This window comes from Pseudaminobacter soli (ex Li et al. 2025) (genome assembly GCF_029892515.1).
Classification (GTDB): domain Bacteria; phylum Pseudomonadota; class Alphaproteobacteria; order Rhizobiales; family Rhizobiaceae; genus Pseudaminobacter; species Pseudaminobacter soli_A.
Window position 1 is genome coordinate 20,030 of record NZ_JARXVF010000006.1, and the last position, 14,834, is coordinate 34,863.

The window sequence follows — 14,834 nt, forward strand, 5'->3', positions numbered from 1 at the left end:
CGCCGGCAGGGTCTGGATGATCCAGATGCCAGCGCCCAGGCAATGGGTCTTGGCAACCGTCTTTTGCAGAAATTGGACGGCAGCGCCGGATACTTCTCTCTGCCCGAATAGACCGATTAGCGCATTAGTAGATTAGGTTTGATCAAGATCAAGAGAACGCTCATGCGACCGTATAAGGTGCAGCAAACCTCTTGCGGCTTCCAATGCTCAGTACATTCGTCATCGCTTCACTCGCCATCCTGGCAACCCCAGGGCCAACAAACACTCTTCTTGCCGCGTCCGGGGCAGTGTTCGGTTTAAGGCGGGGCGCAGGCCTAACACTGGCTGAAGCTGCCGGGTACGCTGTTGCAATCGGCTTCTTCATCACTCTAACGACAGTGATGCCCGACAACACGTTGGCAATGTCTGCCCTGAAGGCTCTGGCCGCGGCTTGGCTGCTCATATCGGCAATCAATCTATGGCGCCAACCTGTGCAATTCAGCGGAGCCGCAGATGTTTCTGGTGCAGCATGGCGGGTGTTCCTGACCACGATCCTCAACCCAAAGGCGATGTTCGTCGGGTGTTTCCTGATTCCAGACCTCATGCCTGAAAATAGCGCGCCAGCCGTCGCGGTATTTGTCACGCTCTCTTGCCTTGCGGGGTTGGCATGGCTGACAATCGGAGAGCGGCTTCCTACGCGGGTGAGGCCATATGCTTACAAGGTTGCGGCAGTGGCCCTTGGAGCATTTTCAGTGGCCGCAGCGGCAGGCAGCATGAGCGGCTGAGACAGCCCCTCTGGTCGTACTCAACCATTTTGCACATGGCCGCTTATCATTTGTTGTATTCGTAGCACCACCATTGCCCCATGCGGCTTGCCCGGCCGGATGCAAGCAGATTTGCGCCCCGACAACGTTCCACCGTTCGATGCAGCTATGATTGCGAGGATGTTTTGGATGCTGCCAGTCCACAATTGGCAGCAAACGGATCGCAAAAGGGCGGATCAATGAGCCAGCAGCAGCCGAACAAGGAAAAGTCACTTCAGTTTGCCGGCGGAGCGGTGGTCCGGCGGCTCGCGAGTGTCCTGCAGGGCGTGGAGTTGGACTGTGAATGCCGTACCCGCCTCGACCAGGCACTCGCCCGTTTCGAGGCGCTAGAAAACAGACGCTCGGCCCGCGAACAACTCGCAACGGCCCGCCGCCAGCGCGAACGTATCGAGGCTGTCTTCTATTTCCTGCGCGACCTGGACACGCTGGCATCGACCGAACGGGACCATGGCCTATACGAGGAAATCGCCTTGCTGTTCGACGATATAGGAGAGGCAGCTGCGGAAGGCGCAAGCGCAATGAGGCGGCTTGCTGCGTCGCCGGTCCCGCCGGCCATGCCGTAGTATCAGCTATCCCCGCCCCAGCGGGTCAGGCTTTCCCCAGGGTCGACGCCGGCCCAGTTAACCAGCCTCGCGGCGATCTCACGCACCATCTGCTCGAGCGACACGGGCTTTGCATAGAATGGCGGAACCGGCGGCGCGATCACCGCGTCCATCCTGGCGAGCCTGAGCATCGCCTCGAGATGGCCTTCATGCAGCGGCGCTTCACGCGGAGCCACGACCAACCGGCGCTTTTCCTTGAGCGTGACATCGGCCGCGCGAGTAAGCAGATTGTCGCCAAGACCATGCGCCATCGCAGCAAGCGTGCGCATCGAGCACGGCACGACGATCATGGCGTCGGCCCTGAACGAACCGCTAGCGATCGGAGCTGCGAGGTCGCCTGCGTCGTGTACGTGGCTCGCAGAGGCGGCGAGCCGGGCAAGGCCTTGCTCGCCGAGTTCGTGGGCGATGCTGGCCGGCGCGCCTGGGGAGATGACGAGATGGGTCTCGACGCCTGCCTTGCCCAGCAGGCACAGGACTTCCAGCGCGAGGACTGAGCCCGACGCCCCAGTCACGCCAACGATCACACGTTTCGTCATGATTTTCGCGCCTCCATGGATGGAAACAGCTCGGCCCAACGCTGCGATACCTGCCGCTCGATATCGACCGACATGCGCAATTCGCGACCCCATTCGCGCGTCGTTTCCGAACCGACCTTTCGCGTGGCATCAAGGCCGAGCTTGCCGCCCAACCCTTCCAGCGGAGAGGCGAAATCGAGCTGGTCGACGGGCGTCCGCTCGGTCAGCATGAGGTCGCGCGAAGGGTCCAGCCGGGTCGCTATCGCCCACATCACATCGGACCAGGATCGGATGTCGATATCGTCATCGACCACGACGACCAGCTTGGTCATGGAGAATTGCGGCAGCAGCGACCAGAACCCCATCATCACGCGACGCGCCTGCCCGGGATATTTCTTGGCGATCGAGACCACCGCGATCCGGTAGGAACATGCCTCGGGCGGCAGCCAGACATCGATGATCTCGGGGATCTGCTGGCGCAGCAATGGCTTGAAGACCTCCAGCATGGCTTCGCCGAGCACCGCGGGCTCGTCCGGTGCGCGGCCTGTGAAGGTGGTGAGATAGCTCGCGCCTTCGCGGACGCGCATGCCCTTGAGGCGGAAAACCGGGTAATGATCCGGCGCATTGTAGTAGCCGGTGTGGTCGCCAAACGGACCTTCGAGCGCCGTCTCGGTCGGCGAGACCGTGCCTTCGAGGACGATTTCGGCACTTACCGGGACATGCAGCGGAATCGTCCGGCACTGCACCAGTCCGACGCGCCGGTTGTTGATGAGTCCCGACAGAGCAAGCTCAGACACGCCTTCGGGCGCCGGCATGACCGCCGCGAGAAGGGTCGCGGGATCGGCGCCGATGACCACGGCCACGGGCATGTCGGCGCCGATCGCCGCCCATTGCCGGTGATGCCCGGCTCCTCCCCGCATAGGCAGCCAGCGCATGATGGCGCGGTCGCGATCCAGCACCTGCATGCGGTAGATCCCGAGATTGTAGTCGGCGGGGTCGTCGCCACCCGGTGGACGTGTGACCACCACGGGCCAGGTGATAAGCGGGCCAGCGTCGCCGGGCCAGCATGTCTGCACCGGAAGCTGCGCAAGATCGGGCTCAACATCGCGCAAGGTGCGGCCGTCAGAGGACACACGCGGCCGCGACCAGAGCGCACCGCGCGCCGCAGGAAGAAGCGAACGCGCCTCGCCGAGAGTGCGCGGCGCCTTCGGCGCGCGCATCCAGGCCAACAGGTGGCCAAGGCTTACCAGCCCTTCGCGGTCGGTGCCCAGACCCGCCGCCACGCGTTCCACGGTGCCGAACAGATTGGCGACCACCGGCATAGGCGAAAGGCTGCTCGTGTTGGTCAGCGGAGCAGCGAACCGCAGCACCGGACCACCTTGTGCGATGACGCGGCGATGGATTTCGGTGGCTTCGAGATGCATCGACACCGGGCTGTCGACATGACGAACCGCGCCCTCCCGATCGAGGTGGGCGAGGAAGGATGAAAGATCGGAAAAGGGCGGAAGACTGCGCTGGTGCATGCTCGGATCGTCCACCCGCGGAACGGCGGGCCCAGCTGCTATGGCACGGCAAACGAGGGCCAACTTTGATCCAAAGCAAAGAAGCTGGGCTCCAAACCTCCTAACTTTCCCAGGTACCGGCATCAGGCCGAGCATTCGAAGCAGGAGAATACACCATGAGCATTCCGGCCGCAGAGAGTTGGGACGTGATGCGTGAAGCCGCTCTGACCTTCAGGCACTGGTGGCAACAGCACTTCACGCGGCACGCCAGGAGGCCTGGAGCGACCATTGAACGGCAAATGCGCCGCGAGAACGTCATTGCGGCAACACGATCCCCCTTTGATCGGCAGACCCCGTTTTCGGACACCGTTCAAACTCGCGGACTGGACGGTTCGGAAGATCCCAACGCGCGATGAGGTCCACCCTTCCAGCCTCTTTCGCCTGGCTGTTTGAGCTTGGTCAAACAGCCAGGCCTGGTTTCGGACCTATGGTGCGCGACAGATTCGGAAGAACAAAGGGAGCAACAACCTTGGTCGTCGATGGAGAATTGCCGGTACTCTTCCGGCGCCTGTTTCCGAGTTTCATCGGCCTGCCACTCGGGCCGATGCTGACCCTTTCGCTGCGTTCGCTGGCTCGGCGGAGGCCGCAGCTCTTCGACCGGCTTGGCGAGCACCGTCGCGCGAGCTACCGCATCGATCCCAGCGACCTCGCATTCTCTTTCATCGTTGTACCGGACGGGCAAATGTCGCTCGTCCGCGTCGTCAGCAGAGACGACTCCGCAGCAGCCGATGTCGCGATCAAGGGACCGATCTTGATGCTGCTTGGCCTCCTGGACGGGACGCTGGACGGCGATGCGTTGTTCTTCCATCGGGTGATCTCGGTTGGTGGCCGCACCGAAGCTGTGGTCGCCCTGCGCAACACCATCGAGGACGCCGAGCTGCGCCCGTCCGACCTGCTCGGCCTGCATGGCACCCTCGCCCGGCTCACCGATGCAGGCGTACTCCACGGCCTGAGCGCGGTGCGCCGTTTGACCGATCGAACTGCCACCCACGCGAGGGCCGAAGCATGAGCGACCTTGGACGAATGGAACTCGTCTGCCCTGCCGGCACGCCCGCAACACTGAGGGCGGCCGTACTAGCCGGTGCAGATTCCATCTATTGCGGCTTTCGCAATGAAACGAATGCACGAAACTTCCCCGGCCTGAACTTCACGGCGGAGGAACTGGCCGAGGGCGCGCGTTTCGCCCACGCCCATGGCAAGAAAGTGCTGGTTGCCATCAACACTTTTGCGCAGGTCGATCGCGTCGATATGTGGCGCAAGGCAGTGGACGATGCAGTTGCCAGCGGCGCTGACGCCATCATCGCCGCCGACATTGCTGTGCTCGACCATGTGGCCAGGAACCATGATGTGCGTCTGCACCTCTCCGTCCAGGCCGCGGCAGCGACTCCAGAGGCGATCGGCTTCTACGCCGAAGCATTTGGCGTCCGCCGCGTGGTGCTGCCACGTGTGCTTTCGGTGCAGGAGATCGCGGCGCTCAACAAGCAGATCCACGTGGAAACCGAAGCTTTCGTTTTCGGCGGGTTGTGCGTGATGGTGGAAGGCCGGTGCTATCTCTCATCCTATGCCACCGGTAAATCGCCCAACCTCAACGGCGTTTGCTCGCCGCCGGAATCGGTGAGCTACCTCGATGACGCACAGGGCACGACAGCCCGCCTTGCGGGTTTCGCCATTGACAGATACGCGCCCGGCGAACCTGCCGGTTACCCAACCCTGTGCAAAGGGCGTTTCAAAGCCGGCAACAAGACGTCCTACCTGTTTGAGGACCCGGTTAGCCTGAATGCCGGCAGCATGCTCGCAGGGTTTAGATCGGCGGGCGTGACGGCCTTGAAGATCGAAGGACGACAGCGCGGCAAGGGCTATGTCACCGACGTCGTGAGTGCCTTTCGACGCGCAGTCGATGCGGTGGAGGCAGGTGGTGACGCCATCGAAATCGACCGCATCCTGGCCCGCATGTCCGAAGGTGGCAGGCAGACGGCCGGCGCCTACCGGAAAACATGGAGATAGACCGATGTGTCCGACAAAGCTGACCCTGGGACCGGTTTTCTATCATTGGCCGGCCGAGCGGCTCACCGACTTCTACCGGCGCATCGCCGATGAAGCGCCGGTTGACCGGGTGCATGTGGGCGAGGTCGTGTGCGGCAAGCGACTGCCCTTCTCGGATCCGGTCTGGCCGGAGGTCATCGAGCGGCTGGAACGCGGTGGCAAGGAAGTGGTGTTGTCCACACTCGCCGCTCCCTCCAACGTCCGCGAATGCAAGGTCGTCAAGGAGCTTTGCCATGACACACGCATGGTTGAGATCAATGACCTGACCGCCTTGCCGAGCCGGCGCGGTCAATCCTTCGTCGCAGGCCCATTCATCAACGTCTACAACGGGGGGACGGCACGCTATCTGATCGGCCAGGGCGCCCTGACGGTCTGTCCGCCGGTTGAGCTGTCGCTCGCCAGCATAGGCGGCATGGCGCGCGCTTGCCCGGAGGCAGAGTTCGAGGTCTTCGCCTTCGGACGGCTGCCGCTGGCGCTGTCGGGGCGCTGCTATCACGCGCGGCTGCATGGTCTGCACAAGGATTCGTGCCGCTTCACCTGCGAACAGGACCCCGACGGACTGGCTGTCGACACAGCGGAGAACCAGGAATTCCTCGCAATCAACGGGGTGCAGACACTGTCCAACCAGGTACAGGCCGCGTGCCCGCCTCCCGAAAAGCTCGCAGCGCTCAACATCAGGCGGCTGAGGCTGTCGCCGCAGAGTTGCGACATGGTCGCGGTGGCGAAGGTCTATCGGGACCTGGTCGACGGCAAGGCGGACGCCGAGGGCGCGCGCTTCCTGCTGTCCTGCCTTGATCTGCCCGGTCGGATCGTGGACGGGTTCTTGCAGGGCAAACCCGGTTTCCAGCCGGCCGCCTTGCGTTGAGGCGACCGGCCGGCACTTGGTCAGTGGCCGCCGCCGCAGCAACAGTCGCAGCCCGATCCATCCTTGCGGCCGACTTCGACGCGCCAGACCGCTGGTCCTTGTTCCAGATACTCCCAGGTAAGCTGGGCGGGGAATGCCATTTCGAGCTGGTAGTGCAAAGGACGCGGATCGTGGTCGCTCGCAATAACGAAGGCCGCACCGGGAGCCAGCGCATCAACCATCGCGAATATCCTTGGATGACGCTCCATCCGGGGAATGATCCTGACATCGATGACGGGGATGGTATCAGCTTCGGCGTTTGCCATGTCTTTTAATCCTTCGGCCCTCAAACAGGAATGCCGGGAAAAGCGGCCGTCCTTCCCCGGAGGAGGTGACACTAGGGTCGGGCGCGGCCAGCGATATTGCCGAAACGCAAACAAATCCGGGAAACGGCGCTTGCTTGGCATTTCGCAAAGAGGCTGGGCAGCCCGAGGGCTAGAACCGTCGCAAGGCAATCGCAACAGAACTGGAAAAGCCATGTCCGCAACCATACTGGAGAAATATGGCGAGGCCCGTCTGCCCCGCTATACGAGCTATCCGACGGCGCCGCGCTTCTCGCCGACAATCGGTGCCGGATCCTATGGCGACTGGCTCGAACAGCTGCCCGCCAACGACCCGGTATCGCTCTACCTTCACATCCCGTTCTGCCGGTCGATGTGCTGGTATTGCGGCTGTCACACCTCGATCACCCTGCAGGATCGACCGATCCTCGACTACCTAACGGTGCTGCGCGATGAGATCCGAATGGTTGCCAAGCGCATCCCGCACTGCCTGGCGGTGGACGAAGTGCATTTCGGTGGCGGGACGCCGACCATCATAGACCCTGCGGAATTCCTTTCGCTCATGGCGCTGCTGCGTGAGCACTACCGTTTCTCCGAGAGGACGGGCATTGCCGTCGAGATCGACCCGCGCCGGCTGACCGCCGAGATGGCGCAGGCTCTTGGCGCGGCCGGCGTCACCCGCGCCAGCCTCGGCGTGCAGAGCTTCGACCCGGTGGTGCAAAAGGCAATCAACCGCATCCAGACCCAGAAGCAGACGGCGGAAGCCACCGACAATCTTCGCCGCGCCGGCGTGGGCGGCATCAATTTCGACCTGATCTATGGCCTGCCGCATCAGACGGTGCAGTCCTGCATCGACACCGCCAACGCGGCGATCACCATGTTGCCGGATCGCTTCGCCGTGTTCGGTTATGCGCACATCCCATCCTTCAAAAAACACCAGCGGATGATCGACGAAAGCGCCCTGCCCAACGGAGCGGCGCGCAGCGAGCAGGCCGAGGCGATTGCCGCGACGCTGGTTGCGGCCGGCTACCGGCAAATCGGCCTCGACCATTTCGCTCTGCCCGGCGATGACCTGGTCCGGGTGCAGGAGGCAGGTCGGCTCCGGCGTAATTTCCAAGGCTACACGACAGACAATTGCGCGACGCTGATCGGTTTCGGCGCGTCTGCCATCGGACGCATGAACGGCGGCTACGTGCAGAACGAGGTCGCGCCCGGCCTCTATGCCCAGCACATCGCCTCAGGCCAGTTGGCCACTGCCAAGGGCTATCGTCTGACCGGCGAGGATAACTTGCGCGCCGAGATCATCGAACGCCTGATGTGCGATTTCCGGGCCGAGGTCGGCACAATCTGCAAGGCCTACGGCTTCGACGCCTCGGCACTGCTAGCCAATGGCAGGCTGGGAGAACTGGTAAGTGACGGCGTAGTCACGATTGCCGACGGCGTTGTCCACGTCAGCCCAAAGCATCGCTTTGTCGTTCGTGCGGTCGCGGCAGCCTTCGACGCTTATATCGACCAGTCCAACCGCACCCACAGCAAGGCGGCGTAATTCCCTTGCCTCAGAAAAGCAAAAAGGCCCGGTGCTTCGGCACCGGGCCTTTCGCTATCGCCGCCATGTTCCCCTAACCTGCAAGGCTGCGATAGATTGCGGGAAGCGCTGCCGGCAGCTTCGATATGTTGCCGACCACGGCGTAGCCGTTCTGGCCGAACAGCGCAGGCACGTAGGATTTTGCCTCCCGATCGACCGTCACGCCAAAGACGCCGAGGCCGGTACGCCGCGCCTCGACGACCGCGCGACGGCTGTCTTCCAGCGCGAAGCGTCCCTCATAGTGGTCGATATCGTTTGGCTTGCCGTCGGTCAGCACCAGAAGCAGCTTTTTGCGGTTCGGCTGCTTGGCAAGCTCGTCGCTGGCGTGGCGGATGGCTGCCCCGATACGCGTATAATAGCCGGGCTTCAGCGCCGCGATGCGCGCCTCGACCAATGGCCCCATCGGTTCGTCGAAGGCTTTGACCGTCTCGATGCGAACCCAGTCGCGGCGACGCGACGTGAAGGTCAGGATCGAGTGATTGTCGCCGCAAGCGGCCAAGCCATTTGCCAGGATCAATAAGGCTTCCTTCTCGACATCGAGCACGCGTCGGTTGTCCAACCAGGCGTCTGTCGAGAGCGAGACGTCGACGAGGATGGTCACCGCCAGGTCGTGCGCCTGCGGACGGCTTGTCAGGTGGATACGGTCGCTCCCCTCCCCTCCGGCCGCGAGGTTGCAACGGGCGCGCACCACCGCGTCCAGATCGAGATCAGCACCGTCAAGCTGCGCGCGCAACATCTCCCGGCGAGGCCGAAGAACTTCGAACTGGCGGCGCACACGGCGAATGAGACGTCTGGTCTCGATGTCGGGCTCGCCTACAGTCCCGAGGGCCGCAGCCGGCGCGGCCACAACCCGACAATGATTGGGAAGGTACGTGCCGCTGCGGAAATCCCATTCCGGATAGGTGAGTTCCGCCGTCAGCGGTGTGCGGTCCAGCGCCTCGGGCGGCAGGTCGAGGTCGAAGCGAAAACGCGAGGCCGGTCTGCCCTTTCGCTCGCCCAGCGTCATGTCGTCGAGGTCCTCGGCAGCCTTGGCATCGTCGGGACTGTCATCCGAGGGTCGGTCGACATTGACCATCTCTGCCATCGCGAGAATCTTCTCGAAGCGGTTGAGGATGAAGGGGCTGCGTTCCTCCTTGCGGGCCTCCGGATTTTCGCGGACGGCGACTTTGCGCTCGATTTCGACGCCGCCGGCGTCCCGGCCGCCCAAAGCCTGCTCATCCTCACTGCGGCGTGGCGCAGTCTCGGCGCGCAAGAGCGCGTCTGGCCAGAGCGGTACGGGCAACATCGGCAGGTAGCCGGCTGGGGCGCGGTGCGGAAAGATTACCGGCAACGCATCGTCGGGCAATTCCGCGGCCTGCCTGAGCAGGCTCATGACGCGGCATTCGACCTGCGCCTCGACCGAGGGTAGAGGGCCGCGTTGACGTGCCGCGAGCATTGCGAGGGCAAGGCGCCGGTAGCGGCCTCGCAGGCCCGGGAAGCTCGAAAGTACAGTGGCCACCGTCGCTTCTGCCCGTCTGAGCGCCGCAAGGTCGCGCAACAGGGGATCAGCGTCGACAATGGGCTCAAGCGACATGACTGCCATGTAGGCGGCCAGCCAGACATAGAGGTCACGGTTGAGCTCCCGGTCGGGAAAGAGCTCGATCACGGCAGGGAGCATGAGCGACGAGCCGTCGCGCGCGGGCTGGGCAAGCTTTTCCTCGCCGAGCCCTATCCGCTGCCTCCATCCAAGCCGGTGACTAGAGGTCTTGCCGCGTACTGTTGCGATCTGAACTGCGCCTTCGCCGCCGAAGCCGCGGAAACAGACGGCGAGCACCTGCTGCACCTCGGCAAGCTGAACCGCATGCTCTGGATGGCGGGGCCAGGTCTGCACTTGGCCGATGAGGCGGTGCCAGGCGCGGCCGACCGTCTCCTCGAGTTCGAGGAAATCCAGCATGGCTTCGCCTCAGTGGATCAAGGAAGATGCGAGCTCGAGCAGCGCCGTCTTCACGTCGGGCTCGTCAGTCAGCGGCTCGAGCAGCGCTGCAAGTACCGCTTCGCGCACCGGCAGGCCGGCGTCGATGAGGCTGGCGCAATAGACGAGCAGGCGGGTGGACGCACCCTCTTCCAGGTCGTGGCCTTTGAGGGTACGGATGCGCCGCGCCAGCTCGACAAGCGGTGCCACCTGGCTCTCGGCCAGTCCGCTCTCGGCGGACACGACGGCGATCTCCTCGGCCTTGGGCAGGAAGTCGAACTCGATGGCGACGAAGCGCTGCCGGGTGCTTGGTTTCAAGCTCTTCAGCATGTTCTGGTAGCCCGGATTGTAGGATACGACGAGCATAAAGCTTGCCGGCGCGATCAGTAGCTCGCCCGTGCGCTCAAGTGGCAGGATGCGGCGGTCATCGGTCAAGGGATGCAGCACCACTGCAACGTCCTTTCGCGCCTCGACTATTTCGTCGAGGTAGCAGATGCCGCCTTCGCGCACGGCGCGCGTGAGCGGCCCATCAACCCAGACGGTGTCGCCACCCTTGAGCAAATAGCGTCCGGTCAGATCCGCGGCGGCGAGGTCGTCATGGCACGAGACGGTCGACAGCGGCAGGCCGAGCTTCGCAGCCATATGACTGACAAAGCGGGTCTTGCCGCATCCGGTCGGGCCCTTGAGCAGCAGCGGCAGCCGCCGCGCCCAGGCGCGCTCGAACAAGCTGCATTCGTTGCCCGAGGGGCTGTAGTAGGCGGGACTATCTGCGAGGAGGCGGACATTGGGCGATGCTACGGTCATAGGGGAAACTCCGCAGGAAGCAGGCGTTGGGCATGGCTCCGGAAAAATTCCGGAGCCATGTGCGGGATGTCATTCGGCGGGCTGCAGGATGCGGGCCGTTTTTTCGCTGCGCTCGCGTCCAGGCATCAGGACGGCCCAGATGAACATGAGCGCTGAGATGCCCACGACGACGCCGGAGCCGAGGCGGACCCAATAGAACAGGGCCAGTTGATCCTGAACGTCCATGTAGCTCTCACCAAGCACGCGCTGGAGCTGCACCTGAACGACACCGGCAAAGGTCAGGGCGAAGGTCATGACCGACATGGCCGACACCATCACCCAGAAGCTGACGATGGAGAGCCACTGGTTGTAAGGCGCACGACCCTTAATCTCGGGGATGGCGTAGGCCATCATCGCGAGGTTGAGCATCACATAGGCGCCGAAGAAGGCGAGATGCCCGTGGGCGGCCGTCAGCTGCGTGCCGTGGGTATAGTAGTTCACCGAGGACAACGTGTGCAGGAAGCCCCAGACGCCGGCACCGAAGAAGGCCATGACGGAGCAGCCGATGGACCACAGGAGGGCTGCCTTGTTGGGGTGGTTGCGGCCAGCCTTCCAGGTCATGTGGAAGGTGAAGACAACCATGGAGAAGAAAGGTGCCACTTCGAGCGTCGAGAACAGCGAGCCGATCCATTGCCAGTAACCGGGCGCACCGATCCAGTAATAATGGTGGCCGGTGCCCAGGATGCCGGAGAACAGGGCAAGGCCGACGATGACGTAGAGCCACTTCTCCACGACCTCGCGATCGACGCCGTTGAGCTTGATCATCAGGAAGGCGAGCACCGACGCCATGATCAGTTCCCAAACACCTTCGACCCAGAGATGGATGACGTACCACCAGTACATCTTGTCCAGCGCGAGGTTGGAGGGGTTGTAGAAGGAGAAGAGGAAGAAGATTGCGAGCGCCCACAGGCCAAAGAGCAGGATGTTGGTGACCGTGGTTTTGCGGCCCTTGAGCGCGGTCATGGTGATGTTGAACAGGAACATCAGCACGACCACGACGATGCCCACCTTGATGGGAAAAGGCTGCTCCAGAAACTCGCGTCCCTCGTGAATCCTGAACAGGTAGCCGACCACGGCAATGCCCGCCGCCACAAAGAACATCCAGAACTGGATGATCGCCAGTTTCGGGCTGAACAACTCGGTTTCGGTCTCCTCGGGCAGCAGATAGTAGGTCGCGCCCATGAAGCCCATCAGCAGCCATACGATCAGCGCGTTGGTATGGATCATCCTGACGATGTTGAACGGCAGAAGCTCGGAAAGCGTGTTCGGCAGCACGTAGATCGTACCCGCCAGCACGCCGAAGGCGACCTGCGCCAGGAACAGGACAAGCGCGCCGTAGAAATAGGTCATAGCGACCTTTTGCGTTTGGTATTTCATGTCTCTCTCCTAGGCGCCTCAGCCGGCCTCGTTGGGCGGCCAGTTCTGCGTCTTGATGCGGCTCGTCCATTCGAGGAAGTCGGCCAGGTCGTTGAGTTCCTGGTCGGTCAGGTTGAACTGCGGCATCTGTCGCCGCCCTTCGATCTTGGACGGCTGTGCTGCCATCCAAGCCTTGAGCGTTTCACGGGCGCCCTCAGGGTCGGTATCGCCGCCATAGCGCTTCCACACATTGCCGAGTTCGGGCGCGAAATAGGCTCCCTCGCCCAGGATCGTGTGGCAGTTGATGCAGGAGTTCCTCTCCCAGACGTGCTTGCCGCGCGCCACAGAGTCCGACAGCGTCTTTTCGTCGGTCGAGGTCGTGCGCATGTAGTAGTGACTATGGGCGGTAAGCCCCGCGAAAATCGCGAAAAAGAAGATCGAGCCGCCATAGAAGACGTTTCGAGCCCCTGTCTTTGTGAGGCGTTCTGCCATCACGCGTTCCTTTCCAGTCAGAGTTCCGCGGCTGCGGAATGGTCCGAACGATTCATCTCGGCGGGCCGGCCATCGCTTTTTCGAAAGCCGTTCCGGATCGGAACCTTCTATGAATTCGCGGAAAGCGTTCTTTGCGATTTGGCAAACAAAGCGGTTCAACCGCTGGCGAAGGCGATAATGACGTCCTTGAGCGCTGCTGAAACGGCCAGGACAACGCCCCAGCCGACAAGGGCGCGCGCCATCGTCCTGTTGTGACGCAAGCCCATGAAATCCAGAACCACGAATCGGGTCTTGAGCGTCGCAAGGCACAGCACCAGAGCAAGCCCCGCCATGCCGCCCGCAAAGCGCACGGCGGCCACACTCGTGCCGGTGATCGCGATAAGCGTGATCCAGCGACGCAATAGCTGCCTTTCCGTGCGATCGATCATGCGGTCACGCCAGGTAGACGATCGGGAACATGACGATCCAGATCAGATCGAACACATGCCAGAGCGTGGTGATGAGAAGCACGTTCGAGCGCTCCGTCCTCCAGCTGACCAGGAGCAGCACCAGCGCGCCGAAGAGGACGTGCAGCAGGTGGAAACCTGTCAGCAGGAAATAGAGTTCGAAGAAGGCACCATAGGCCGCATCGGCGGCGTAGCCGATTTCGCCGCTATATTCGTAGAGCTTGATGGCGACGAAGACGAAACCGAACAATGCGGCCACCACCAGTGCTGCGCGCATCCGGCCTCTTGGCGCGCCACTACGAGCCGCCCGCGCTGCCTGCCAGCCGCTGGTCAGCAGCACCGCAGTGTTCAGCGCCGCAAGCGGCGCATTGAGATGTCCACGCGCCGCCGCGAATTCGCCCGCCTGAAAGACGCCGGTGACCATGAAGGCAACGAGCAGAATGCCGAAAGCGGTAAGCTCGCTCCACACCAGTATCCAAAGCAGAAAATCACCGGCGTCAGGAGCTTCGTCTTCCGCCTGCGCCACCGAAACCGTCATGTCCATGCCGCTTCTTAGGCAGGTGGCTGGGGCGCTTCTTTGCGATTGCGCAAGGTAGCGTCACTGAAAATCCGCATGATCGTAGCGCTATCGTCTTGAGCCCCGGAGCCCCTACAATGAGCGAGGCACAACTCGGCCTTTTTGTCACCACGCCGATCATCGTCGGCTTCGCGCTTTTGCTTTACCGTATGGGCGTATTGCAGCGCACGGGAGCGGCTTCCGCCGTGCTCGCCTCGATCGCGATCGCGGCCATACTCTTCCTCAATCAGTAGATGAACCACCCAGATGCATCGGGCGGCATTGCCGCGCTAGAACGCCTCTACGACGAGACGCTTCGGATTTGCGACGACCTTCGAGGCAATCGCCGACACACTGCCCAACCCCGACTTGGCGGCGCGTCGGTCATCCGCAGTTGGGCCGGATCGGCACGAATGGTCCGTCGGTGATGGAAACTTTTGACAACAACGACGACGCGGTTTCAGCGTTGAGACGGCTCGAACGCATGAAGCGCTGGCGCGGATATCGCGATTGCGGTCCCTCCCAAGGTGGCGCGGGCAAAGCGGTCACGTTCCATAATGTAAGTTACGCCGCATCCGACTATTGGCGGGGTGGGTTCTACCTTGAACTGCGACTTTGCAGCGATACCAATGGCTAATCGCACGCAGGGAACCGCAGATGAAACGCACCTACTCGCAGATCAGTCTACATCGGCACCAGTAGACGGTGGCAAACGTAATAGCCGCAGGAAAAGTGCTAGTGCCGCGAACTGAAACTGCCTCTGGTCCTGGGACCCAGTGATGCGAAATGCCACAAGCTTCCTTGCCGACGAGGCAGGGGAAGCTTGGCAAAGAACGGCAGAACCTGCGCTCGCCGTAACGCTTTGCGGACAAAAAGTGTCAACGGCGGGAGCCAT

At 62.5% G+C, this 14,834-nt stretch carries 18 protein-coding genes; 9 read left to right on the forward strand and 9 right to left on the reverse strand.

Annotation, left to right across the window (positions count from 1 at the left end):
* Positions 1-203 precede the first annotated feature (203 nt).
* Together M2281_RS21515 and M2281_RS21520 are read left to right on the forward strand one after the other, a co-directional pair.
* Positions 204-764 carry a threonine transporter gene (locus M2281_RS21515; RefSeq protein ID WP_280823245.1) on the forward strand — a complete coding sequence of 187 codons (561 nt, stop codon included), beginning with the start codon at positions 204-206 and terminating at the stop codon, positions 762-764.
* A gap of 218 nt (positions 765-982) precedes the next feature.
* Positions 983-1,366, forward strand: a complete 384-nt coding sequence (locus M2281_RS21520) for a hypothetical protein (RefSeq protein WP_280823246.1) — start codon at positions 983-985, stop codon at positions 1,364-1,366.
* Between the two features lie 2 nt (positions 1,367-1,368).
* Here the strand turns inward: M2281_RS21520 and M2281_RS21525 are convergent, their stop codons facing one another.
* Together M2281_RS21525 and M2281_RS21530 are read right to left on the reverse strand one after the other, a co-directional pair.
* The gene (locus M2281_RS21525; protein ID WP_280823247.1) at positions 1,369-1,941 is read right to left on the reverse strand and encodes a UbiX family flavin prenyltransferase; all 573 of its coding nucleotides are present in this window, start codon (positions 1,939-1,941) and stop codon (positions 1,369-1,371) included.
* Positions 1,938-3,443, reverse strand: a complete 1,506-nt coding sequence (locus tag M2281_RS21530; RefSeq protein ID WP_280823248.1) for a UbiD family decarboxylase — start codon at positions 3,441-3,443, stop codon at positions 1,938-1,940. Before M2281_RS21530 ends, M2281_RS21525 begins: the two co-directional genes overlap by 4 nt.
* 155 nt (positions 3,444-3,598) lie before the next feature.
* Between M2281_RS21530 and M2281_RS21535 the strand changes: the two genes are divergently transcribed.
* The 4 genes from M2281_RS21535 to ubiV all read left to right on the forward strand — a co-directional run bounded on the left by M2281_RS21535 (position 3,599) and on the right by ubiV (position 6,390).
* Positions 3,599-3,838: a hypothetical protein gene (locus M2281_RS21535; RefSeq protein WP_280823249.1), complete on the forward strand. Its 240-nt coding sequence runs from the start codon at positions 3,599-3,601 to the stop codon at positions 3,836-3,838.
* 113 nt (positions 3,839-3,951) lie between these two features.
* Positions 3,952-4,491 carry a ubiquinone anaerobic biosynthesis accessory factor UbiT gene (ubiT, locus tag M2281_RS21540; protein ID WP_280823250.1) on the forward strand — a complete coding sequence of 180 codons (540 nt, stop codon included), beginning with the start codon at positions 3,952-3,954 and terminating at the stop codon, positions 4,489-4,491.
* Between the two features lie 14 nt (positions 4,492-4,505).
* Positions 4,506-5,486 (forward strand): ubiquinone anaerobic biosynthesis protein UbiU, encoded by a 981-nt coding sequence (ubiU, locus tag M2281_RS21545; RefSeq protein WP_425537786.1) that lies wholly within the window; start codon positions 4,506-4,508, stop codon positions 5,484-5,486.
* A 4-nt stretch (positions 5,487-5,490) separates the two neighbouring features.
* Complete coding sequence (gene ubiV / locus M2281_RS21550; protein ID WP_280823252.1) at positions 5,491-6,390, forward strand: ubiquinone anaerobic biosynthesis protein UbiV; 900 nt, start codon at positions 5,491-5,493, stop codon at positions 6,388-6,390.
* Positions 6,391-6,410: 20 nt separating this feature from the next.
* Here ubiV and M2281_RS21555 read toward each other — a convergent pair whose 3' ends face one another.
* Positions 6,411-6,695: a DUF2249 domain-containing protein gene (locus M2281_RS21555; protein WP_280823253.1), complete on the reverse strand. Its 285-nt coding sequence runs from the start codon at positions 6,693-6,695 to the stop codon at positions 6,411-6,413.
* A gap of 211 nt (positions 6,696-6,906) precedes the next feature.
* On the opposite strand from M2281_RS21555, the gene hemN reads away from it, so the two are divergent.
* Positions 6,907-8,256, forward strand: coding sequence for an oxygen-independent coproporphyrinogen III oxidase (gene hemN / locus M2281_RS21560; RefSeq protein WP_280823254.1), 1,350 nt, complete (start codon positions 6,907-6,909; stop codon positions 8,254-8,256).
* 73 nt (positions 8,257-8,329) lie between these two features.
* On the opposite strand, the gene M2281_RS21565 is transcribed toward hemN, so the two are convergent.
* The 6 genes from M2281_RS21565 to M2281_RS21590 form a co-directional block, all read right to left on the reverse strand.
* Positions 8,330-10,228 (reverse strand): nitric oxide reductase activation protein NorD, encoded by a 1,899-nt coding sequence (locus M2281_RS21565; RefSeq protein WP_280823255.1) that lies wholly within the window; start codon positions 10,226-10,228, stop codon positions 8,330-8,332.
* 9 nt (positions 10,229-10,237) lie between these two features.
* A complete protein-coding gene (locus M2281_RS21570; RefSeq protein WP_280823256.1) occupies positions 10,238-11,050 on the reverse strand; it encodes a CbbQ/NirQ/NorQ/GpvN family protein in 813 nt (270 codons plus the stop codon).
* Positions 11,051-11,119: 69 nt separating this feature from the next.
* On the reverse strand, positions 11,120-12,466 hold the full coding sequence (locus M2281_RS21575) for a nitric-oxide reductase large subunit (protein WP_280823257.1): 1,347 nt from the start codon (positions 12,464-12,466) through the stop codon (positions 11,120-11,122).
* An 18-nt stretch (positions 12,467-12,484) separates the two neighbouring features.
* On the reverse strand, positions 12,485-12,937 hold the full coding sequence (locus M2281_RS21580; RefSeq protein WP_280823258.1) for a c-type cytochrome: 453 nt from the start codon (positions 12,935-12,937) through the stop codon (positions 12,485-12,487).
* A 155-nt stretch (positions 12,938-13,092) separates the two neighbouring features.
* Positions 13,093-13,365 carry a cytochrome C oxidase subunit IV family protein gene (locus M2281_RS21585; protein ID WP_280823259.1) on the reverse strand — a complete coding sequence of 91 codons (273 nt, stop codon included), beginning with the start codon at positions 13,363-13,365 and terminating at the stop codon, positions 13,093-13,095.
* 4 nt (positions 13,366-13,369) lie between these two features.
* On the reverse strand, positions 13,370-13,927 hold the full coding sequence (locus M2281_RS21590) for a cytochrome c oxidase subunit 3 (RefSeq protein ID WP_425537778.1): 558 nt from the start codon (positions 13,925-13,927) through the stop codon (positions 13,370-13,372).
* Positions 13,928-14,037: 110 nt separating this feature from the next.
* Here M2281_RS21590 and M2281_RS21595 point away from each other — a divergent pair, with 110 nt between their 5' ends.
* Positions 14,038-14,193 carry a hypothetical protein gene (locus M2281_RS21595; RefSeq protein ID WP_280823260.1) on the forward strand — a complete coding sequence of 52 codons (156 nt, stop codon included), beginning with the start codon at positions 14,038-14,040 and terminating at the stop codon, positions 14,191-14,193.
* Between the two features lie 140 nt (positions 14,194-14,333).
* On the forward strand, positions 14,334-14,576 hold the full coding sequence (locus tag M2281_RS29150; protein WP_425537779.1) for a WGR domain-containing protein: 243 nt from the start codon (positions 14,334-14,336) through the stop codon (positions 14,574-14,576).
* Positions 14,577-14,834 lie beyond the last annotated feature (258 nt).